Below are 21,318 nucleotides of genomic sequence, written 5' to 3'. Positions count from 1 at the left end.
ACGAGGGCGCGGGATCGGGCGCGACGGAAGGGGGCGTGGGCTCGGACATCGGCACCACGCTAGTCGGTCGATAGGGTGTGCCGCGTGATCACGTGGCGGACCGCGACCGTGGTGTCGCACGCGAAGGCCTGGACCGGCGCCCAGGAGCTGCACGTGCGGCTCCACGACCCCCTCCCCGGGCGGGACGACGACCCCGACGCCACCGTGCGCGCCCTCGCCTACACCCAGCTCGTCGGCACCCCCGACCCCGGCGACCACGTGCTCCTCAACGTCTCCGCCCTCGCGCGCGGCCTCGGCACCGGCGGGTACGCCCTCGTCGTCGGGCCCGCCCAGCCCGACACCCCCCTCCCGCCCGACCCCGCACCCGGGCCCGGCCACCTCGTCAAGGCCCGCTACACCCCCCTCCAGGCCCTCGTCCTCGGCGTCGACGAGCAGGAGTCCCCCCACCACGACACCCTCCGCGACGCCGACGACCTCGACGCGACCCCCGTCGTCGTCGCCGACCTCCACTCCGCCCTGCCCGCCGTCGTCGCCGGCGCCCGCCACGCCGCGGCGCTCGCGGGCCGCCCCGCGCCCCGCGTCGCCTACGTCATGACCGACGGCGGAGCCCTGCCCGCCGCGTTCTCCCGCACCGTCGCCACCCTGCGCGACACCGGCTGGATCGACACCTGCCTCACCGTCGGGCAGGCGTTCGGCGGCGACCTCGAGGCCGTCACCGTGCACACCGGCCTCCTCGCCGCGCGCCACGTCACCGGCGCCGACCTCGTCGTCGTCGCCCAGGGACCCGGCAACCTCGGGACCGGCACCCGCTGGGGCTTCTCCGGAGTCGCCGCCGGCGAGGCCCTCAACGCCGTCGCCGCCCTGGGCGGACGGCCCGTCGCGTCCCTGCGCGTCTCCGGCGCCGACGCCCGCGACCGCCACCTCGGCGTCTCCCACCACTCCCTCACCGCCTACGGCCGCGTCGCCCTCGCCCCCAGCGACGTCCCCGTGCCCGTCCCCACCCCCGACGTCGAGCGGCTCGCCGGGTGGGGCGCCGACCTCACCCGCCGCGTCGCCCAGCAGGCCACGACCCTCGCCACCCCCACCGGCCGCCACCACCTCGTCGACGTCCCCGCCGACCCCGCCCTCCTCGACGCCCTCCACGACGTCCCCGTCCGCCTCTCCACCATGGGCCGCGGCCTCGACGCCGACCCCGCCGCGTTCGTCGCCGCCGCCGTCGCCGGCGTCCACGCAGAGTCGCTCCGGCCCGCATGACCGCACCGCAGGGGGAGAACCATCGCCGGCCCGGACCGGCACGCTTCGCCGCCGTCGCCGCACTGGCGCTCGCGGCCGTGCTCGCCGCGGCCGTCGGCGCGCCGTGGGGCTGGGAGGCACCGGGCTGGCTCGGCGACACCGCGCAGGAGGTCACGCCGCCACCGGTCACCCTGGCGTCCGACGTCCTGTCCGACGCGCGGGAGGACGTCCGGTCGCAGACCGACTCGGGTGGCCTGTCCGTCGATGCCTTCATCCTCTGGATCGTTGGCGTCGTCGCCCTCGTCGCCCTCGTCGTGCTCGCGCGCCGGCACCTCCCGGCCCTGCTCGCGCGACGACGCCGACGAGAGCTCCTCGTCACGGCAGCGGGCGACGTCTCCGTCCACGCCGCGGAGGACCCGGTCGCGCCGGAGCTGCGAGAGGCCGTCGAGCGGGCCCACCACGACCTGCGCGCGCCGGACGCCGACCCGCACGACGCGGTCGTCGCCGCATGGGTCGCGCTCGAGCGCGCCGCGGATCGGGCGGGCACCCGGCGCGATCCCGCGCAGACCCCGACCGAGTTCACGACCGCCGTCCTGGCCAGCACCCGGGCGGACGCGGACGCCGTCGCGACCCTCCGAGGCCTCTACCACCGGGCCCGGTTCGGGGAGGCGCCGCTCGGCGAGCGCGACCTGGACGACGCTCGCGCCGCGCTGGCCCGCATCGCGGCGGACCTCGCGACGCACCCGGGCCGCCCGACGGTCGCGGTCTCCGACGCGGCCGTGCCCCACGACCACCCGTTGCACGGCGAGGCACGGCCGTGAGGGCGCGCGCACGCTGGGGGCGCCTGCGCCCGGCGGACCGGCGCGCCCTGCTCGCCGCCGGGATCGTCGTCGGGCTCGGCGCGCTCCTCGTGCTGATCGGGTCCTCGCCCGCGCACGCCCTCATGCTCACGGCCCTCGGCGTCGCGGGCGTCCTGCTGTGGCACCGCACCGGCTACGCCGGGGACACCGTGTGGCCGCGCGTCCCCGACGTGCGGCGCGACGGCAACCGGCGCGACGTGTCCGACCTCGGGTGGTCGGTCCTGGGCCGCGACGGGCGCGTCACGGTCGCCGCCGCGCGCCGGGTGCGGCGCCTCACGGAACGTCGCCTCGCCCACCACGGGGTCGACGACCTCGACGACCCCGGCGCCGCGAGCGACCTGGCACGGCTCCTCGGTCCCCGCACTGCCCGCACCGCCCACGGCCTCGTCACCGACGGCCGACTCCCGACGCCCGCCGAGCTCGACACCTGGCTCGTGGCGCTCGACCAGCTCGACCAGGCCCCCAGCACCCCGGACCGCCCCGACGGAGGGACACCCCGATGACCGCCGACCCCGCCGCCCGCACCGAGGCGCAGCCCGCGACCCTCGACGTGCCGACCGTCGCCGCGCACGGCCGCGCCGTCCTCGACGAGGTCGCGACCGCCGTCGTCGGCGCCCGCGAACCCCTCACGCTCGCGCTCGCCACCGTGCTCGCCGGCGGGCACGTGCTGTTCGAGGACGTCCCGGGTCTCGGCAAGACCCTCGCCGCCCGCAGCCTCGCCCGCGCGCTCGGCCTCGACTTCACCCGCCTCCAGTGCACCCCCGACCTCCTGCCCTCGGACGTCACCGGCTCCTCCGTGTACGACCCCGCGACCCGCACCTTCGAGTTCCGCCCCGGGCCCGTCTTCACCGGACTGCTGCTCGCCGACGAGATCAACCGCACCGCCCCCAAGACGCAGTCCGCGCTCCTGGAGTCCATGGCCGAGCGCCAGGTCACCGTCGAGGGCACCACCCACGTGCTCCCCAAGCCCTTCCACGTCGTCGCGACGTCCAACCCCGTCGAGCACGAGGGCACCTACCCGCTCCCCGAGGCGCAGCTCGACCGCTTCATGGTGCGCCTGTCCGTCGGGTACCCCGGACGCGACGAGGAGCGCGAGGTCCTCACCCGCCGCATCGCCCGCCGCCACGACGACCCCGCCGTCCACCAGGTCGTCGACCGCGACACCGTCCTCGCCATGCAGGCCACCGTCGAGCAGGTCGACGTCCACCCCGACGTCATCGCGTACTGCGTCGACCTCGCCGCCGCCACCCGCACCCACCGCGACCTCGAGGTCGGCGCGTCCCCGCGCGGATCCCAGAACCTCGCCCTCCTCGCGCGCGGCGTCGCCGTGCTCGACGGGCGCGACGTCGTCCTGCCCGAGGACGTCAAGCGCGTCGCCGTCCCCGTGCTCGCCCACCGCCTCACCCTCACCCCCGGGGCGTGGGCCGCCGACCTGAAGCCCGAGACCGTCGTCGCCGGCATCCTCCAGACCGTCCCCGGCCCCGCCACCGTCGGCGACCGCGGATGAGCACCCCCGCCGCGGACCGCGACACCGACCCGGCCCGCTGGCGCACCACCGTCCACCTCGCCGCGGGCGTCCTCCTCGGCACCACCCTCCTCGGCCTCGGCGTCCTCTTCCGCCGACCCGACGCCGCCCTCCTCGGGCTCGCGCCGCTGCTCGGCGCCGTCTGGGGCTGGACCCACCGCCCCCACGGACCCGTCACCGTGCGGGTCGTCCTCGACACCGACGCCCCGTCCGGGACCCTCGCCGCCCGCACCGTCACCGACGTCCCACCCGGCGTCGAGCTCCTGCGGCTGCGGGCCCTCGCACCCGGCGGCCTCGTCACCGAACGCCTGGTCCGCACCACCGCCGGGACCCACGAGCTCTCCTGGCACGCACCCTCCGCCCGCACCGGCGTCACCGACACCCTCCGCGTCGACTACGCCGCGTACGGACCCGACGGCATCGAGGAGCAGGTCCCCCGCGTCGCCCGAGGCCCGCGCCGCCTCGTCCTGCCCCGCCCGACCCCGCTCGGACGCCTGCCCCTCTCCTCCCGCCTGCGCGGGCTCTCCGGCCCTCACACCTCCCGACGCCCCGGCGACGGCACCGAGCTGCGCGACGTCGACGCCTTCCGCCCCGGCGACCGGCTCCGCCGCATCGACTGGCGCGCCACCGCCCGCCGCTCCCCCACCCTCGACACCCTCTACGTCCGCCGGACCTTCGGGACCGCCGAGGCGACCGTCGTCCTCGTCGTCGACTCCCGCGACGACGTCGCCCCCGACCTCGCCACCTGGAGCGGCGTCGGCGCCCAACGCCCCGACGAGGCCACGTCCCTCGACCTCGCCCGCCACGCCGCCGCCTCCGTCGCCCAGGCCGTCCTCGCCGACGGCGACCGCGTCGCCCTCGACGACCTCGGCCGCCTCGCCCGACCCGTCCGTCCCGGCGGCGGACGACGCCACCTGCGCCGCATCCTCCACGGCCTCGCCCTCACCCGACCCGTCGGCGACCCCTCCGCCCGCCACCGCCCGCCCCAGGTCCCCACCGGCGCCGCCGTCTACCTCTTCTCGACCCTGCTCGACGACGAGGCGCCCCGCCTCGCCCGCCAGTGGCACGACACCGGACACGTGGTGGTCGTCGTCGACGTCCTCCCACCCGTCTCCGTCGTCGAGGTCGACGACCACGTCGCGACCGCCTGGGCCGTCACCCGCCACGAGCGCGCGGACCGCGTCCACGACCTGCGCGAGCGCGGGATCGTCGTCGCACGCTGGCACGACGGCACACCCGGCGCCGACGGCGCTCGCGGGACGCTCGAGCTCGCGGCACGACGGCTCGACCGGCAAGGACCCGGTCGCCCGAGCCCGGCCGGAGCCACCCGATGAGGCGGCTCGCCCGACGCGAGGTCGTGACCGCCGGACCGCGCCCCCGCCTCCAGGTCGAGACCGAGCGCACCTTCCCCGGGTGGTGCCCGCGCATCCTCCTCCTCGTCCTCGCCACCGCCTTCGCCGGAGCCGCGCTCCAGGCGACCGGGCTCGCACCGTCGTTCGTCTGGGCTGCCGCGCTCGGCCTCGGAGCCGTCACCGCCTACCTGCCCGCACCGCCGGTGCCCCACCTCCTCGTGCTCCTCGGCGGGCTCGTCCTGCTCATGGACGGTGACGCACCCTTCGACCCCGTCGTCCTCGCCCTCCTCCCGCTGGGTCACCTCGTGCTGCGCACCGCCTGGTGGTCGGACCACGTGCCCGCCGCAGCACGCGCGGAGCTGCGCGCCGTCGTGCCCGACCTCCGCAGGGTCGCCGTGCTCCAGGCCGCGCTCCTCCCCGTGGCGCTCGCGGTGCAGGCGATCACCGCGGGAGACGTCTCGTCGGCGGTCGCCACCGCCCTCGGCGGGATCGCCGTGCTGGGCCTCGTGCTGCTCGTCACGCCGCGGGACTGACCTCGCGCTGCGAGCGGCCGGGGACCGCCCGACGATGGCGGGACGGCGCCCGACGCCGTCCCGCCACCACGGCGGCGACCGCACCCGACCCGAGGAGGCACCCATGGCCGCTCGCACCGACCTGCCCAAGTACACCGTCCCGTCGCTCACCCCCGAGGAAGGGGCGAAGGTCGCCGGGATCCTCCAGGAGCGCCTGCACGCGCTCAACGACCTGCAGCTCACGCTCAAGCACATCCACTGGAACGTCGTCGGACCCCACTTCATCGCGGTGCACGAGATGATCGACCCGCAGGTCGACGCCGTCCGCGCGATGGTCGACGCCGTCGCGGAGCGCATCGCGACCCTGGGCGTCTCGCCGAAGGGCACGCCCGGCGCGCTGGTCGCCGAGCGGAGCTGGGAGGACTACTCGCTCGGCCGCGCCTCGACCATCGCCCACCTGGGGGCTCTCGACGAGGTGTACGTCGGGGTCATCACGGCACACCGCGAGGCCGCGACCGCGACCGAGGAGCTCGACGACGTGACCAACGACCTGCTCGTCGGGCACCTGCACGACCTCGAGCTGTTCCACTGGTTCGTCCGCGCGCACCTCGAGTCGACCAGTGGCGACCTCTCCACCGACGGCGCGCGCACCGAGACCGGTGCCGCGCGCAAGGCCGAGCAGGCGGCAGCCCGCCAGCCCTGACGCCCGATCCCCGCCGGGGTGCTGCTCCGCAGCACATGAGCCGGCCGCACGCCGTGGTCTACCCGACGCGGCGTGCGGCCGGCTTTTCCGTGCTGTGTGGTGACGGTCGTAGGGAGGGTGGGCTTGTTGAGACCGCTTGGCACACTATTTCTGCGGGAGGTGTCATAGGGTCGTCGGATGAGCGACGACACACCTCAGCGGCCCGCCGTCCGCCAGCTCCGCCTCGTCGTGGAGGCCGACGACTACGACGCCGCCCTCGCCTTCTACCGCGACGTCCTGGGCCTCCCCGAGCGCATCGCGTACGCCGACGGCGAGGACGACCGGGTGGCGATCCTCGACGTCGGCCACGCGACGCTCGAGATCGCGAACCCTGCCCACAAGCGGGCGATCGACGACGTGGAGGTCGGACGCCAGGTCGCGGGCCACCTGCGGGTCGCGTTCGAGGTCGACGACGCGCGGGTCGCCACCGACCGAGCGGTCGAGGCCGGGGCGGAGCTCGTCGCTCCCCCGACCCGCACCCCGTGGGGTTCGCTCAACTCACGGCTGGACGCCCCCGCCGGCCTCCACGTCACCCTGTTCCAGGAGCTCGGCGGCGAGGAGGGCGTCCCGCCCGGCGTCGTCGCCGAGCCCGGGACCGGCGGCGATCCCGCTCCCGGCGGGCGCTGACGCCTCGACCCACGCCCGCCGGACCTGCTCGAAGCGCGTCGGCAGCGGCGCCCGCACGGCACCGTAGCGCGCGTTGGTGCGGTGCACGAACCGCCGCCACGAGAGCACGAGCCCCTGCTTCGTGATGGGCAGGCCGCTCGACACCGTGACGCCGTTGTCGTGCGTGTGGTGCACCGTGAGCAGCAGCGCGCGGGGCACCGATCCCTCGAGGTCCGCCGCGAGCACCTCCCGCACGGCCATCCAGCGCCGCAGCACCACGACGACGCTCGCGCTGAGCACGTGCTCGCGGACCGTGCGGTGCTTGCCGTGCGTGAGGACGACCCTCCCCTCCCCCGCGCGGGCCGTCGCGGGACCGAGGTCGATCGCGTCCGCGGTGCAGCGCAGGAGGTCGCCGTACCGGGCGCCCGTCGCTCGCGCGAGCCCCGCGATCACGGCGAGCCGCACGGTCTCCGGCTTCGCCGACTCCACCATCGCCTCGGTGGCGAGCGTCCGCCACACCCACTCGGCCTCGTCCACCGAGACCGTCGGTCGGGGATAGCGCGACGGCGAGGCCACGGGGCTGACACCCGTCTCGCCGGGGCCTTCGGGAGGTGGGATGGTGGCGTCGGTGGTCACGGGATCGAACCTACCGGCTTGGCACACTATTACCAGCACAGACGCGCCGGGCAGTGCACACGGAGGCATGGCGCATCGCGCGAGATTGAATACCTATGCAGAATCGCGCATACTTTGACCATGTCCAAGGTTCTCACCTCCCTCCCCGTCGGCGAGCGCGTCGGGATCGCGTTCTCCGGCGGCCTCGACACGTCAGTCGCCGTCGCATGGATGCGCGACAAGGGCGCCGTGCCCTGCACCTACACCGCCGACATCGGCCAGTACGACGAGCCCGACATCGCGTCGGTGCCGGGACGCGCCACCGCGTACGGCGCGGAGGTCGCGCGCCTCGTCGACTGCCGCGCGGCGCTCGTCGAGGAGGGCCTCGCGGCCCTGGCCTGCGGTGCGTTCCACATCCGCTCCGGCGGGCGCGCGTACTTCAACACCACTCCCCTGGGCCGGGCCGTCACCGGCACCCTGCTCGTGCGCGCGATGCACGAGGACGACGTCCAGATCTGGGGCGACGGGTCGACCTTCAAGGGCAACGACATCGAGCGGTTCTACCGCTACGGCCTGCTCGCGAACCCGGCCCTGCGCATCTACAAGCCGTGGCTCGACGCCGACTTCGTCGCCGAGCTCGGGGGCCGCAAGGAGATGTCGGAGTGGCTCCTCGCCCACGACCTCCCCTATCGCGACAGCACCGAGAAGGCCTACTCGACGGACGCCAACATCTGGGGCGCCACCCACGAGGCGAAGACGCTGGAGCACCTCGACACCGGCATCGAGACCGTCGACCCCATCATGGGCGTGCGGTTCTGGGACCCGTCGGTCGAGATCGCGACCGAGGACGTGACGATCGGCTTCGTCCAGGGCCGCCCCGTCACGATCAACGGGCGCGAGTTCGAGTCCGCCGTCGCCCTGGTCCAGGAGGCGAACGCGATCGGCGGGCGCCACGGCCTCGGCATGTCCGACCAGATCGAGAACCGCATCATCGAGGCCAAGAGCCGCGGCATCTACGAGGCGCCCGGCATGGCGCTCCTGCACGCCGCGTACGAGCGCCTCGTCAACGCGATCCACAACGAGGACACCCTCGCGCAGTACCACACCGAGGGCCGCCGCCTGGGTCGCCTCATGTACGAGGGCCGCTGGCTCGACCCGCAGGCGCTCATGATCCGCGAGTCGCTCCAGCGCTGGGTCAGCACCGCCGTCACGGGCGAGGTCACGCTGCGCCTGCGCCGCGGGGAGGACTACTCGATCCTCGACACCACCGGGCCCGCGTTCAGCTACCACCCGGACAAGCTCTCGATGGAGCGTACCGAGGACTCCGCGTTCGGTCCCATGGACCGGATCGGCCAGCTCACGATGCGCAACCTCGACATCGCCGACTCGCGCGCCAAGCTCGAGCAGTACGCCGGGATCGGCATCGTCGGCACGGCGCACGCGGCGCTCATCGGAGCAGGGGCCGGGGCGACGACCGAGCTCATCGGCGCGATGCCCGAGGGTGGCGCCGAGGTCATCGCGTCGCGCGGCATGGCCGAGGGCGACGACGCGCTCCTCGACCGGGCCGCCATGGAGTCGGGCACGGACTGACCCGACCCCGACCACGCGCAGCGACGCACGGCCGCGGAGACTGGTTCTCCGTGGCCGCGCGTCGCCCTTCCGGCGGCAGGTCGCCCTCGCAGAGGACGTGGCGCGTGCCCGTGCGCGGATAGGCTCGCGGGATGAGCACGGGCACCGGTGAGCTGTGGGGCACGATCGCCGGACCGGTCGACCACGAGCTCGTCGTCAAGAAGTCCCGGTTCCTCGCGCACCTCTCCCCCGTCGCGTCCGTCACCGACGCTGACGCCGTCATCGCCCGGATCCGCAAGGAGCACTGGGACGCGCGACACCACTGCGTCGCCCTCGTCGTCGGCGCGCACGCCGACCAGCAGCGCTCGACCGACGACGGCGAGCCGTCCGGCACCGCGGGCGTCCCGATGCTCGAGGTGCTGCGGCACCGCCAGGTCACCGACGTCGTCGCCGTCGTCACGCGCTACTTCGGCGGCGTGCTGCTCGGCGCGGGCGGGCTCGTCCGGGCGTACTCGTCCGCGGTGAGCGAGGCGCTCGACGTGGCGCGGCCCCTGCGGCGCGCGGTCCTGACCGCGGTGCGCGTCGACGTCCCCCACGCCGACGCCGGCCGCCTCCACGGCGTCCTGCGCGACTGGGCCGCCCAGCACGACGGCTCGCTCGATGCCGTCGTCTACGGAGCCGAGGCGGAGTTCACCGTCCTCGTCCCGCCCGCCGAGCTGGCCCGGTTCGACGCCGACCTCGCCGCCGCCACCTCGGGCTCCCTCACGGCGCTCCGAGGCACCGACCGCGTCGTCGACCTCCCCGGCTGACCCCACCCTGCCGAGGTAGAACCCTGGTCCGCCGAAGTAGATCCCTGGTCGGTCGAGGTAGAGGCGTGGTCACGGTGCCCGACGGCGCACGGCTGCGTGGGGGTGGTCGTGGTGGGTGGTGGCGCTGTACCTGTGATTCGCCGCCCGTCTGCGAAGCCGCCCGCCCCCGCACTGGTCTACACGACAGCGCGCCAGCGGCTGACGATCGACTCGGTGGGACGACCCCAGTCGTCGTCGATCCAGAGGCAGTCGGCGAACGCGTCGGCAGGGGCCGGTGCGACTCCTTGACGCTGAGCGAGAGCGATCACCGTGGCCAGCTCGCTGAGCGACCATCGGCTCTCGATCCGACCGAAGAGTCCGCCGTAGGTGATCTCGATGAGAGAGACGATGACCGACGTGAGCTCCACCGGATCGATGCCGGATGCTTCGAGCGAGCGGAACAGCGGCGCAGGTAGCGACCCGGACGAACCCAGTCCCGTCAGGGGATCCGCCTCGTGCCACGCGTCGAACGTCTCGGGGGTGACGAGCGCGTACTGCCACAGGTGCTCCTCGAGCGCATCGAGCTCAGTGGCGGACAACCCGACGGAAGCTCGCCAGCGACGAAAGGTCACGAGCCCCGCCGCCTGGCGGGCCCGGACAGAGAGGTCGGAGTACACCGCCGGAGGCGCCCAGGTCAGGTTCTCTCGGCCGATCGCGTAGACCGTTTCATCGTCACCGATCCCCCACGGTGACAAGTCCACGGCGTTGACCCTGCCCCGAGCGTCGAGTCCGGGGTACTGCGTACGAGGTCGGCAGGCGAGGCCGACAGCGATCGGGAAGTTCCCGTCACGACGGACGACCCCAGTCGAGTCGACGACCGCGGACTTCTCGACGAGGCGGTGCGTGCGGCCGTCGACATCGTCGAGCTGGATCTCGACCAGCCCTGGCTGCGGCACGTCGGTCAGCCACCGCGTGACGCGCGCGCCCAGGAAGATCACGACGGCATCCTCCCAGGCTGGGCAGTGTTCACGTTTCCCTCGGCGTCAGTCGCTGACCCCGTCCGGGCCGACGACGGCGCCGTCGGGGACGCGCGAGGAGCCGCCCGGGTCGGCGAGCTCGGCGTCGCCCGTGACGGTGACGCCCGAGCCGAAGGTCCAGTCGCCGCGGACCGTCAGCGAGCGCGCTGCGCGCAGGGACGGCGTGCCGTCGTCGAACCGGGCGTCGAACGCGGCGATGGTCTTGTAGTACGCCGGGTCGAGGTCGACGAGCGGCGCGTCGGTCCGGGCGACGAACCGGTACCGGTCGTCGAGGTCGTAGACGTCGGAGCGCAGGACGAGGAGGTCGTTCGTCGTCTTGACCGGCAGGAAGCGGTCGCGGCCCACCTCGATGGCGAGGGCGCCGTCGAACACCTCGACGGCGGCGCCCATGGCGGACTCGATCTGCACGACCTCGGGCGACGACGGGTCGGTCGGGTCGACGGTCTTGGTGTTCTTGATGAGCGGGAGCTCGAGCACGCCGCCGGTGCGGTCGAGCTCGACCGCGAGCGCCTCGAGGTCGAACCAGAGGTTGTTGGTGTTGAAGTACCGGTGCCGGCTGATGTCGGCGGCGGCGTCCTGGTCGTCGGCCGGGGTCTGCGCGGTCTCGCGCAGGACAAGGCGTCCGTCGCTTCGGCGCACGACGAGGTGGCCGCCCTTGCGGTCGGCGGGGGTGCGGCGGGCGACCTCGGCGGCGAAGGGGGCGCCGCTCGCGGCGAACCAGCCGGCCATGGCGGCGTCGGGGGCGGCGCCGAGGTTGTCGGAGTTGGAGACGCTGGCGTACCGGTAGCCGGCGTCGAGGAGGGCGCGGAGAGCGCCGGAGGCGTAGAGGGCGGCGTAGAGGTCGCCGTGCCCGGGCGGGCACCACTCGAGCTCGGGGTCGGCGGGCCAGTCGACGGGGGTGAGGTCGTCGGCGCGGAGCTTGGGCTCGCGGTTCTGGAGGAAGTCGAGCGGGAGGCCGGTGACGGGGAGGTCGTCGTAGGGGGCGAGCGCGGTGAGGGTGTCGCCCTGGGTGCGGAACGAGTTCATGAGGAGCAGGGGCAGGGGTGCTCCGGTGGCGTGCCGGGCGGCGCGGACCTGGGCGACGATGACGTCGAGGAAGGTGAGGGGGCCGCTGTCGGGGCGTTGCGGGTCGGCGTCGCGCACGGTGAGGAGGGACTTGGCGCGGTCCATGCCCATGGAGGTGCCGAGGCCGCCGTTGAGCTTGATGATCGCGGTGCGCTGGAGGGCGTCGCGGGCGGCGGCGTCGGGGACGTCGAGCGCGTCGCGGTGGGCGACGTCGGTGAGGGGTTCGACGTCCGCCTCGGGGATCATGCCGGTCGCGCCGGACTCGAGGAGCCGGTAGAAGCGGATGAAGACGTCGATGGCGGCGGGGGCGACTCCGGCGTCGCGCATGCGGTCGGTGGACTGGGTGAGGCCCTGGCTGCTCATGGCTCGATCGTAGGGGCGGGGCATCGTGCGGGGCAGGGCGGCGGGTGCTCACCGCGGCCGGGTGAGACACGGGTCACACGCCTACCGTGGAGGGATGGCGGACGGGTGGCCCGGCCGCGCGGCGACGTGGCTGGGGTCGTGGTTCTGGGCACCGGACTACGACGTGGCGCGCGAGGTGCTCCAGCGGGGCACGGCGGCGGTGCTGGTGGTGGCGCTCGTCGTGGTGGTGCGGCAGTGGCCGCCGCTGCTGGGCGAGCACGGGCTGCTGCCGGTGGGGGTGTTCGTGGCGCGCACGTCGTGGCGGGACGGGCCGAGCGTGCTGCGGCGGTGGTGCTCGGACCGGTTCGTGGTGGGGATGGCGTGGTGCGGCGTCGTGCTCGCGGGGCTGCTCGTGGTGGGGGTGCCGCAGCGGGGCCCGTGGTGGGTGACGACGCTCGCGTTCCTGCTGCTGTGGGCGGCGTACCTCTCGGTGGTGAACGTCGGGCAGCGGTTCTACGGGTTCGGGTGGGAGTCGCTGCTGTGCGAGGTGACGTTCCTGGTGGGTTGGCTGGGGTCGTCGGGCGGGGGCGCCGCTCCCCCGGTGCTGGTGCTGCTGCTCGCGCGCTGGTGCCTGTTCCGGGTGGAGCTGGGTGCGGGGCTCATCAAGATCCGCGGCGACCAGGCGTGGCGGGACCTGACGGCGCTGGACTACCACCACGAGACGCAGCCCCTGCCGGGCCCGTTCTCGTGGCACGCGCACCACCTGCCGCGCTGGTGGCACCGGGTGGAGGTGGCGGGCAACCACGTGACGCAGCTGGTGGTGCCGTTCGCGCTGTTCGCGCCGCAGCCGGTGGCGAGCGTGGCGGGCGGGGTCGTGGTGCTCACGCAGGCGTGGCTGCTGGTGACGGGGAACTTCGCGTGGCTGAACTGGCTGACGGTCGTGCTCGGGCTGGGGGTGGTGAGCGACGGCGCGTGGGCGGCGGTGGGGTCGTGGCTGGTGCCGGCGCTCGGGAGGGGTGAGCAGGTGCCCGACGGCGGGGCGGGCCTGGGCGGCCCGGTCGCCCTGGTCGTGGCGGTGCTCGCGGTGTCGGGGCTGTCGCTCGTGCTGAGCGTGCGCCCGGCGCGCAACCTCGTCGCGCGCCGGCAGCTCATGAACGCGAGCTTCGAGCCGTTCCGGCTCGTCAACGCGTACGGGGCGTTCGGCTCCGTGTCGCGGCGGCGGGACGAGGTCGTGATCGAGGGATCGACAGCTCGTTCTCCCGGGCCGGACGACTGGGCCGAGTACGCGTTCCGCGGCAAGCCCGGGGACGTGGGGCGGCGCCCGCCGCAGGTCGCGCCGTACCACCTGCGCCTGGACTGGCAGATGTGGTTCCTCGCACTCGGGTCGCCGGGGACCCGGTGGTTCGAGGTGCTGCTGCTGCGGCTCCTGGAGGCCGACCGACCGACCCTGCGCCTGCTCGCAGCGGACCCGTTTGCGAACGATCCTGCCAGCCCGGCCCCGCGGTGGGTACGGGCCCGCGTCTTTCGCTACCGGTACACGACGCGCGACGAGCGGCGGCGCTCGGGCGACTGGTGGGTGCGCGAGGAGCGCGGCACGCTCGTCGACCCGATCGACCTCGCGCGCCTGCGCCGCCTCCTCGGGCCGGCGGCATGAAGGGGGCCGCCCGTCGGCGCGCGTCCTGCCCTACTCGAAGCGGGAGGGGTCGCCCGCGCCCGCACGGACGACCTCGGGGGCGCCGTCGGAGAAGTCCACGACCGTCGTCGGCTCGCTGCCCCGCTCGCCGCCGTCGACGACGGCGTCGACGACGTGGTCGAGCTCCTCCTTGATCGCCCACCCGTCCGTGAGCGCCGCGGTGGAGCCGGGCAGGATGAGCGAGCTCGACAGGATGGGCTCGCCGAGCGCGGCCACGATGGCCTGCGCGACCGTGTCGTCGGGGATGCGCACGCCGACGGTCTTCTTCTTGGGGTGGGCGAGGCGCCGCGGCACCTCGGACGTCGCGCGCAGGATGAACGTGTACGGGCCGGGCGTCGCGGCCTTGATGGAGCGGAACGCGGAGTTGTCGACCATGACGAAGTGGCCGAGCTGCGCGAAGTCCGCGCACACCAGCGTGAAGTGGTGCCGGTCGTCGAGGTGGCGGATCCGGCGGATGCGGTCAGCACCCTCCCGGTCGTCCATGCGGCACCCGAGCGCGTAGCCGGAGTCGGTCGGGTAGGCGACGAGCCCACCGTCCTCGAGGAGGGCGACGACCTGCGCGATCGCGCGCGGCTGCGGGTTGTCGGGGTGCACGTCGAGGTAGCGGGCCATGGCTCAGAGCCTAGGCCCGGCCCCGATTCCGACCGGTGCTCGTGCCCGGCGTGCCGCGACCCCGGCTACGCGGGCAGGTGCGCCGCCACGCGCCGCAGCTCCGCCGGGCTCGCGTTGCCGCCCGAGCACACGACCCCGACCCGCCGGCCGGCGAACCGCTCCGGGTCGGCGAGCACGGCCGCGAGCGCCGCGGCGCCCGCGCCCTCGGCGACGGTGTGCGCGGCGGTGAGGTAGAGCGCCGCCGCGCGGTCGATCGCGTCGTCGTCGACGAGGACGAAGTCGGCGAGGTGCTCGCGCAGCATCGCCTGGGTGAGCGCGAACCCCGTGCCGGTCGCCAGGCCTTCGGCCCGCGAGGCGTTGGGCCGCGCGACGAGGTCCCGGGCGCGCCAGGAGTCGTGCGCGGCCGGCGAGGCGGCGGACTGGACGGCGACCACGTCGAGGTCGGGTGCGAGCGCGCGGGCGACGAGGCATGCGGCCGCGGCGCCGCTGCCTCCGCCCACCGGGACCACGAGCACGTCGAGGTCCGGCGCGCGTTCGAGCAGCTCGAGGTAAGCGGTCGCGACGCCCGCGACGAGGAGGGGCTCGTTGGCGGCGCTGACGAGGCGGGACCCGTCGTCGGCCGCGAGCGCCGTGGCGTGCTCGCGCGCGTCGTCGAAGGTGCTGCCGGCGAGGACGAGGCGGGCGCCGAGGTCGCGCACGGCGTCGGCTTTGGTGGGGTTAGGGCTCGTGGGCATGACGATGGTGCAGGGGGTGGCGGTGGTGCGGGCGGCGTAGGCGACGGCCTGGGCGTGGTTGCCGGTGGAGAACGCGGTGACGCCGCGGTCGCGCTCGTCGGGCATGAGGCGCTGGAGGAGGTTGAGGGCGCCGCGGACCTTGAACGCTCCGGTGGGCTGGAGGTTCTCGTGCTTGACGACGAGGTTCGCCCCGGTGGCACGGTCGAGCGCGGCGTAGGTGCGCGCGGGCGTGGGGTCGAGGTGCGCGGCGAGGAGGCGGCGGGCGTCGAGGACGTCGCGCATCGTGGGCGGGGCGAGGGCTGCGTGGGCCATGTGTCCACGGTGCCGCGCACCGTCCCATAGGTCCAATGCCTGTTCTGACTGGATCGATCGATCGGATCTATGCTTCGTCGGTGAGGGAGTCGAGATGGACCTGACGCGGCTGCGCGTGCTGGCGGCCGTGGCGCGCGAGGGGTCGGTGACGGCGGCGGCGCGGTCGCTGCACTACGCGCAGCCGTCGGTGAGTCACCATCTGGCGCGCCTGGAGGCGGAGGTGGGCGTGGCGCTGCTGGAGCGGCAGGGGCGCGGGGTGCGTCTGACGGCGGCGGGGCGGCTCCTCGCCGCGCGGGCGGAGGAGATCCTGGGGCGCGTGGGCGCGGCCCGCGACGAGCTGGACGCGCTGGTGTCGCTCTCGGCAGGCCGGGTGCGCCTGGCGGCGTTCCCGTCGGCGCTGGCGACGCTGGTGCCCGACGTGGTGGCGCGGCTCGCGCGGGACCATCCGGGCCTGGGCGTGGGGCTCGTGGAGGCGGAGCCACCGGAGGCGCTGGACGCGCTCCGGCGTGGCGCGGCGGACGTGGCGCTGGTGTTCGAGCACGACCGCTCCCCCGTCGACGTGGAGGGCCTGCGCGCGGTGCCGGTGCTCGCGGAGGAGCTGTTCCTCGTGCGGGCCACGGCCGCCGCGGTGGCCTCGGGCGGGGGTGAGCGCGCGCCGTCGGCGGACGCCGTGCCGGTGGACCTCGCGACGCTGTCGGACGCGGCATGGATCGCGGGCTGCGAGCGGTGCCGCGCCGACCTGGTGGGCCGGTGCGAGCGCGCGGGCTTCACCCCGAGAGTCGCGTTCGAGACGGACGACTACGTCGCGGTCCAGTCCCTCGTGGCGGCCGGGGTCGGGGTCTCGCTCCTGCCCGCCCTGGCGCTGCGCGCCCACCGCGACCCGCGGGTGGACGTGCGTCCCCTGCCCGGCGCCGCGCGCCGGGTGCTCGCGGTCACCTACGGGGAGCGCCCCGCCCCGGGCGCGGCTGCCGTGGTGGAGGGTCTGGTGCGCGCGGCGGCGTGACCTCGCGCGCGGGTGCGCTCCCCCGGCACGCGTGGCACGCTCGCCTCGTGCCGCAGAACACCACCCAGGGGACCGGCGCGAGCATCGCCGTGCCGGCCGACGTGCCCGAGCCGCAGCCCGTCCTGGGCGGGCTCACCGAGTCCGCCGTCTTTCTCGTCGTCAGCGCCACGGGGTCGCCCGGGTCGCGCGCGCACCTGCTGGACGTCGCGTCGTCGGTGAACGACCTCGTGCGCGCCGTGGGGTTCCGCCAGTCGGCCGCGGGGCTGACGTGCGTCGTCGGGCTGGGGTCGGCGTTCTGGGACGCGGTGCGCCCGGCCGGGGCGCCGCGGCCCGAGGGGCTGCACCCGTTCCGTCCCGTGCAGGGCGCCGTGCACGACGCGCCCTCGACCCCGGGCGACGTGCTGTTCCACGTCCGGGCCGACCGGGCCGACCTCACGTTCGAGCTGACCCGGCAGGTCATGGCCGCGCTCGGAGGCGCGGTACGCGTGGACGACCACGTGACGGGCTTTCGCTACTTCGACTCGCGCGACCTGCTCGGCTTCGTCGACGGCACCGAGAACCCGACGGGACGGTCGGCCGCGGGCGCCGCGATCATCCCGGACGGACCGTTCGCGGGCGGCAGCCACGTCGTCGTGCAGAAGTACGTGCACGACCTCGCGGCGTGGGGCGCGCTGCCCGTGGAGGCGCAGGAGCGCATCATCGGGCGGACCAAGCTCGACGACGTCGAGCTCGCGGACGACGTGCAGCCCCCGGACTCGCACGTGTCGCTCAACACGATCGTCGACGAGGACGGCACCGAGCGCGACGTCCTGCGCGACAACATGGCGTTCGGCGACCCGTCCACGGGCGAGTTCGGCACCTACTACATCGCGTACGCCGCGGACGTCGGCGTCGTCGAGCGCATGCTGGACAACATGTTCGTGGGGAACCCGCCGGGCCGGTACGACCACATCCTCGACGTGTCCACGGCGCTCACCGGGACGTCCTTCTTCGTCCCCTCGCTCGACCTGCTCGAGTCGCTGGCCGACGACGCCCCGGACGTCCCCGGCCAGGACACGCCCGCCGACCCGGGTCCCGCGACCGCGGGACCCGCCGCACCCGCCACCACCGCGCCCGTCGGGTCTCTCGCGATCGGGTCGCTGAAGGGAGAACCGTCGTGAGCACCTCGGAACCGGACCTCGGCTCGGTCCTCCCCACGAGCGGCGCGGGCGCGCCCGGGGACTCGAACCTGCACCGCTGGCTCGCGCCCGTCACGGACGCGGCGTGGGAGGAGATCGCCGACGAGGCGCGGCGCACGTTCGTGCGCAACGTCGCCGGGCGGCGCGTGGTCGACGTGACGGGCCCGCTCGGCTTCGGCACGGCGTCCGCCCGCACGGGCCACGTGACGGACGTCGAGGCGCCGCACGACGGCATCCGGGCGCGCTTGCGCGACGTCGTGCCGCTCGTCGAGCTGCAGGTGCCGTTCACGGTGTCCCGGCAGGCGGTCGACGACGTCGCGCGCGGCTCGAAGGACTCCGACTGGCAGCCCGTCAAGGACGCGGCCACCGCGCTCGCACGCGCCGAGGACCGCGCCGTGTTCGAGGGGTACCCGGCAGCCGGGATCCGCGGCATCGGCCCGGGGTCGGACAACCCCCCGATCGCGGTCCCTACCGACCCGCGCGACCTGCCGGACGCCGTCGCCGCCGCGCAGACCGAGCTGCGCCTCGCAGGCGTGGAGGGACCGTACGCGCTCGTGCTCGACGCCGACCTGTACACCGCGGTGTCCGAGACCCGCGACCACGGGTACCCGATCCGCGAGCAGCTCGAGCGCATGGTGCAGCGCGACATCGTGTGGGCGCCCGCGCTGCGCGGCGGCTACCTGCTCACCACGCGCGGCGGGGACCACGAGCTGACGATCGGGCAGGACGTGTCGATCGGCTACCTCGACCACACCGCCGACGAGGTGCGCCTCTACCTGTTCGCCTCGCTCACGTTCCAGACCTACACCGCCGAGGCGTCGGTCCCCCTCACGCGCTGACCCGCGACCCGGGCGCGCGTCAGCCGCCCCCTCGGCCGCCCACTCAGCCCGGGAGGACGACCGCGGGCGCCGCGAGCACGAGCAGCACGACGCACACGCCCGCCACCGCCATCGACAGCGCGAACGGAGCACGGCTGCGCGGGCGCACCACGCCCACGACCCCGGCGGCGACCGCGAGCCCGACGGCGGCCCCGCCCAGGGCCGCGCGCGCGGCGTCCGGCGCTCCGGGCGGTGCGAGCACGACGAGCACCGCGGCGACGCCGAGCAGCACGGGGGCGAGCGCGCTGCTCGCGCGCCGCCCGAGCCGGTGCGGCAGGCCCCGGACACCGGTCGCGGCGTCGTCCTCGAGGTCCGGCAGCGTGTTCGCGACGTGCGCGCCCACGCCGAGCAGCGCCGCGGCGGCCACCGCCCACGGCGCGGGCCGGCCGGCCCCGGGCGCGGCGAGCACGACGAACACCGCGAGCAGGCCGAACGAGAGCGCGTAGGGCACCCACGACCACCACGTCGACTTGAGCACCGCGTTGTACGACCACGCGCTCGCGACCGCGACGACGTGCACCAGCCCGGGAACGACGCCCGTCGCGAGGGACAGCACCACGCACGCGGCGAGGGCCGCGAGCGCCGCCGTGCGCAGGGTCGCGGGCGTGACGAGACCGCTCACGACGGGCTTGTCCGCACGCCCGACCGCGAGGTCGCGCCGCGCGTCGAGCCAGTCGTTGCTCCACCCGACCGAGAGCTGGCCGGTGAGGACCGCGAGCGCGACGAGCGTCGTCGTGCGGGCGCCCGCGCCGATGCCGGCCGAGAGCGCGAGGGCGAACGCGGTGACCATCACGGTCGGCGGGAAGTGGCTCGCGACGACCAGCCCCCGCACGAGCCCCCGCGGGCGACCGGTCACCATGGCGGCAACCTAGCCCGCCGGCGGGCCCCGCGCCCGGCACCGGAGCCGTGTCCGCCATCGGGCCCCTCCACCCCGCGCGGGCCGACCGGGCCGGTGGGACGATGCGGGCATGTCGCGCGTCGTCGCCGTCGGGACCTCTCTGCCCGACCATGCGTACCGCCAGGACGAGATCTCCCGGGTCACGAGCGAGCTGCTCACCGACGACCCGGTGCGGCGTGCGCTCACGCGCCGCCTGCACGCCCACGCGGGCGTGGAGACCCGTCATCTCGCGCTGCCGGTCGAGGACTACGGCGGGCTGTCGTTCGGGTCGGCCAACGACACGTTCCTCGCGCTCGGCACGGACCTCGCCGAGCGTGCCTGCCGGGCCGCCCTCGACGACGCGGGGCTGCGCGCGGACGAGGTGGACCACGTCGTCCTCACGACGGTCACGGGCGTCGGCGCGCCCACGCTCGACGTCCTCGTGGCCGCCCGGCTCGGCCTGCGCACCGACGTGCGGCGCACGCCGTCGTTCGGCTGGGGCTGCGCCGGGGGCGCGGCGGGGCTCGCCCGGGCGGACGACCTGCTGCGGGGGCGGCCGCGCGACGTCGCCCTCCTGGTCGCGGTCGAGCTGTGCTCCCTGACGTTGCAGCGCGGCGACCCGTCGACGGCGAACCTGGTCGCGTCGGGCCTGTTCGGCGACGGCGCTGCTGCGGCCGTCCTCGTGGGCGACGAGCACCCGCTCGCGCGGCGCCCCGGCCCGTACGGGCGGGCCGCGCGCGACGGCGGGCGGGCGCGCGGGGCGCGCGTCGTCGACTCCCGCTCGCACCTGCACCCGGGCACCACGGGCGATCTGGGGTGGCGCGTCGGCGACACGGGGTTCGAGATCGTGCTGTCCGCGCGCCTGCCCGAGCTCATCGGGGCGCACCTGCTCGGGGACGTCAAGGCGCTCCTCGCCGAGCACGACCTCGAGCCGGTCGACGTCGGCGCCTGGGTCGTGCACGCCGGGGGCCCACGCGTCCTCGACGCGGTGCGGGACGCGCTGGGGCTCGCGGAGGAGGACCTCGCGCTGAGCCGGGCCTCGCTGCGCGACGTCGGGAACCTGTCGTCCGCGTCCGTGCTGCACGTGCTCGCCGCGACGCTCGGACGTGACCGCACCCCGTCCGGCACGCCCGCCGTCCTCATGGCCTTCGGCCCCGGGGTCAGCACCGAGCTGGTGCTCCTGCGCCTCGACGGGCGCGGGGCACCTCGCGCGGGGGCCTCCGGATGAGCCTCGCCTGGTACGTCGCGCTCGTCGGCGCCACCGCTGTCGAGCGGCTCGCGGAGCTGGTCGTGTCCGCGCGCAACGCCCGCTGGTCGTTCGCGCGCGGCGGCGTGGAGTCGGGTCGGGGGCACTTCCCCGCCATGGTCGCCCTGCACACCGGGCTCCTGGTCGCGTGCGTCGCCGAGGCGTGGCTCGCGGACCGCCCGTTCCTGCCCTGGCTGGGCTGGCCCATGCTCGTCCTCGCGCTCGCGAGCCAGGGACTGCGCTGGTGGTGCATCGCGACGCTCGGCCCGCGCTGGAACACGCGCGTCATCGTCGTGCCCGGCCTCCCGCTCGTGGCCCGGGGCCCGTACCGGTGGCTGCGCCACCCGAACTACGTCGCGGTCGTCGTCGAGGGCCTCGCCCTCCCGCTCGTGCACTCGTGCTGGGTCACGGCGCTCGCGTTCACGGTCCTCAACGCCGTGCTCCTGGCCCGTTTCCGCATCCCGGCCGAGGAGCGCGCGCTCGCGCTCGCCACCGCGGCGGGGTCGTCCGCCGACGGCCCGGCGCGCCCCCGCCCGTGA

21 protein-coding genes are annotated in these 21,318 nt (G+C 75.3%); 16 read left to right on the top strand and 5 right to left on the bottom strand.

Translation table 11 applies throughout. The features are described from left to right. Positions 1 to 84 precede the first annotated feature (84 nt). The 10 genes from AC6CH9_RS04905 (at position 85) to AC6CH9_RS04860 (ending at position 9,823) form a co-directional block, all read left to right on the top strand. Positions 85 to 1,254, top strand: coding sequence for a DUF3866 family protein (locus tag AC6CH9_RS04905; protein ID WP_498153911.1), 1,170 nt, complete (start codon positions 85 to 87; stop codon positions 1,252 to 1,254). Then, positions 1,251 to 2,054 (top strand): DUF4129 domain-containing protein, encoded by an 804-nt coding sequence (locus AC6CH9_RS04900; RefSeq protein WP_498153910.1) that lies wholly within the window; start codon positions 1,251 to 1,253, stop codon positions 2,052 to 2,054. Before AC6CH9_RS04905 ends, AC6CH9_RS04900 begins: the two co-directional genes overlap by 4 nt. Beyond that, entirely contained in the window at positions 2,051 to 2,596 is a 546-nt protein-coding gene (locus tag AC6CH9_RS04895; RefSeq protein ID WP_498153909.1) for a hypothetical protein, read from the top strand. The genes AC6CH9_RS04900 and AC6CH9_RS04895 overlap by 4 nt, the downstream gene beginning before the upstream one ends. Further along, positions 2,593 to 3,600: an AAA family ATPase gene (locus AC6CH9_RS04890; RefSeq protein ID WP_498153908.1), complete on the top strand. Its 1,008-nt coding sequence runs from the start codon at positions 2,593 to 2,595 to the stop codon at positions 3,598 to 3,600. Before AC6CH9_RS04895 ends, AC6CH9_RS04890 begins: the two co-directional genes overlap by 4 nt. Next, positions 3,597 to 4,952 carry a DUF58 domain-containing protein gene (locus AC6CH9_RS04885; RefSeq protein ID WP_498153907.1) on the top strand — a complete coding sequence of 452 codons (1,356 nt, stop codon included), beginning with the start codon at positions 3,597 to 3,599 and terminating at the stop codon, positions 4,950 to 4,952. Before AC6CH9_RS04890 ends, AC6CH9_RS04885 begins: the two co-directional genes overlap by 4 nt. Continuing rightward, positions 4,949 to 5,503, top strand: coding sequence for a hypothetical protein (locus AC6CH9_RS04880; RefSeq protein WP_498153906.1), 555 nt, complete (start codon positions 4,949 to 4,951; stop codon positions 5,501 to 5,503). The genes AC6CH9_RS04885 and AC6CH9_RS04880 overlap by 4 nt, the downstream gene beginning before the upstream one ends. 103 nt (positions 5,504 to 5,606) lie before the next feature. Next, the gene (locus tag AC6CH9_RS04875; RefSeq protein WP_498153905.1) at positions 5,607 to 6,185 is read left to right on the top strand and encodes a Dps family protein; all 579 of its coding nucleotides are present in this window, start codon (positions 5,607 to 5,609) and stop codon (positions 6,183 to 6,185) included. Positions 6,186 to 6,362: 177 nt separating this feature from the next. Continuing rightward, positions 6,363 to 6,851 carry a VOC family protein gene (locus AC6CH9_RS04870; protein WP_498153904.1) on the top strand — a complete coding sequence of 163 codons (489 nt, stop codon included), beginning with the start codon at positions 6,363 to 6,365 and terminating at the stop codon, positions 6,849 to 6,851. Positions 6,852 to 7,586: 735 nt separating this feature from the next. Then, positions 7,587 to 9,035: an argininosuccinate synthase gene (argG, locus tag AC6CH9_RS04865; protein ID WP_498153903.1), complete on the top strand. Its 1,449-nt coding sequence runs from the start codon at positions 7,587 to 7,589 to the stop codon at positions 9,033 to 9,035. A gap of 131 nt (positions 9,036 to 9,166) precedes the next feature. Beyond that, positions 9,167 to 9,823 carry a YigZ family protein gene (locus AC6CH9_RS04860; protein WP_498153902.1) on the top strand — a complete coding sequence of 219 codons (657 nt, stop codon included), beginning with the start codon at positions 9,167 to 9,169 and terminating at the stop codon, positions 9,821 to 9,823. Positions 9,824 to 9,999: 176 nt separating this feature from the next. On the opposite strand, the gene AC6CH9_RS04855 is transcribed toward AC6CH9_RS04860, so the two are convergent. Further along, entirely contained in the window at positions 10,000 to 10,563 is a 564-nt protein-coding gene (locus tag AC6CH9_RS04855) for a hypothetical protein (RefSeq protein ID WP_498153901.1), read from the bottom strand. A gap of 282 nt (positions 10,564 to 10,845) precedes the next feature. Beyond that, the gene (locus tag AC6CH9_RS04850; protein WP_498153900.1) at positions 10,846 to 12,267 is read right to left on the bottom strand and encodes a UTP--glucose-1-phosphate uridylyltransferase; all 1,422 of its coding nucleotides are present in this window, start codon (positions 12,265 to 12,267) and stop codon (positions 10,846 to 10,848) included. A gap of 94 nt (positions 12,268 to 12,361) precedes the next feature. Here AC6CH9_RS04850 and AC6CH9_RS04845 point away from each other — a divergent pair, with 94 nt between their 5' ends. Then, a complete protein-coding gene (locus AC6CH9_RS04845) occupies positions 12,362 to 13,900 on the top strand; it encodes a lipase maturation factor family protein (protein ID WP_498153899.1) in 1,539 nt (512 codons plus the stop codon). A 30-nt stretch (positions 13,901 to 13,930) separates the two neighbouring features. Here the strand turns inward: AC6CH9_RS04845 and AC6CH9_RS04840 are convergent, their stop codons facing one another. Together AC6CH9_RS04840 and AC6CH9_RS04835 are read right to left on the bottom strand one after the other, a co-directional pair. Next, complete coding sequence (locus AC6CH9_RS04840; protein WP_498153898.1) at positions 13,931 to 14,551, bottom strand: L-threonylcarbamoyladenylate synthase; 621 nt, start codon at positions 14,549 to 14,551, stop codon at positions 13,931 to 13,933. A 65-nt stretch (positions 14,552 to 14,616) separates the two neighbouring features. Next, on the bottom strand, positions 14,617 to 15,597 hold the full coding sequence (locus AC6CH9_RS04835) for a threonine ammonia-lyase (protein ID WP_498153897.1): 981 nt from the start codon (positions 15,595 to 15,597) through the stop codon (positions 14,617 to 14,619). Between the two features lie 94 nt (positions 15,598 to 15,691). On the opposite strand from AC6CH9_RS04835, the gene AC6CH9_RS04830 reads away from it, so the two are divergent. Genes AC6CH9_RS04830 through AC6CH9_RS04820 form a run of 3 tightly spaced genes read left to right on the top strand, consistent with a single transcriptional unit; the run spans position 15,692 to position 18,617 of the window. Next, the gene (locus AC6CH9_RS04830; RefSeq protein ID WP_498153896.1) at positions 15,692 to 16,600 is read left to right on the top strand and encodes a LysR substrate-binding domain-containing protein; all 909 of its coding nucleotides are present in this window, start codon (positions 15,692 to 15,694) and stop codon (positions 16,598 to 16,600) included. Between the two features lie 47 nt (positions 16,601 to 16,647). Continuing rightward, positions 16,648 to 17,760, top strand: a complete 1,113-nt coding sequence (locus AC6CH9_RS04825; RefSeq protein WP_498153895.1) for a Dyp-type peroxidase — start codon at positions 16,648 to 16,650, stop codon at positions 17,758 to 17,760. After that, positions 17,757 to 18,617, top strand: a complete 861-nt coding sequence (locus tag AC6CH9_RS04820) for a family 1 encapsulin nanocompartment shell protein (RefSeq protein ID WP_498153894.1) — start codon at positions 17,757 to 17,759, stop codon at positions 18,615 to 18,617. Before AC6CH9_RS04825 ends, AC6CH9_RS04820 begins: the two co-directional genes overlap by 4 nt. Positions 18,618 to 18,660: 43 nt before the next feature. Here AC6CH9_RS04820 and AC6CH9_RS04815 read toward each other — a convergent pair whose 3' ends face one another. Next, entirely contained in the window at positions 18,661 to 19,515 is an 855-nt protein-coding gene (locus tag AC6CH9_RS04815; protein WP_498153893.1) for a UbiA family prenyltransferase, read from the bottom strand. A 109-nt stretch (positions 19,516 to 19,624) separates the two neighbouring features. Between AC6CH9_RS04815 and AC6CH9_RS04810 the strand changes: the two genes are divergently transcribed. Further along, positions 19,625 to 20,761, top strand: a complete 1,137-nt coding sequence (locus AC6CH9_RS04810; protein WP_498153892.1) for a type III polyketide synthase — start codon at positions 19,625 to 19,627, stop codon at positions 20,759 to 20,761. Further along, positions 20,758 to 21,318, top strand: a complete 561-nt coding sequence (locus tag AC6CH9_RS04805; RefSeq protein ID WP_498153891.1) for an isoprenylcysteine carboxyl methyltransferase family protein — start codon at positions 20,758 to 20,760, stop codon at positions 21,316 to 21,318. Before AC6CH9_RS04810 ends, AC6CH9_RS04805 begins: the two co-directional genes overlap by 4 nt.

It is taken from the genome of Cellulosimicrobium sp. GQ32 (assembly GCF_059758455.1).
This window is presented reverse-complemented; position numbering and strand designations above follow the sequence as displayed.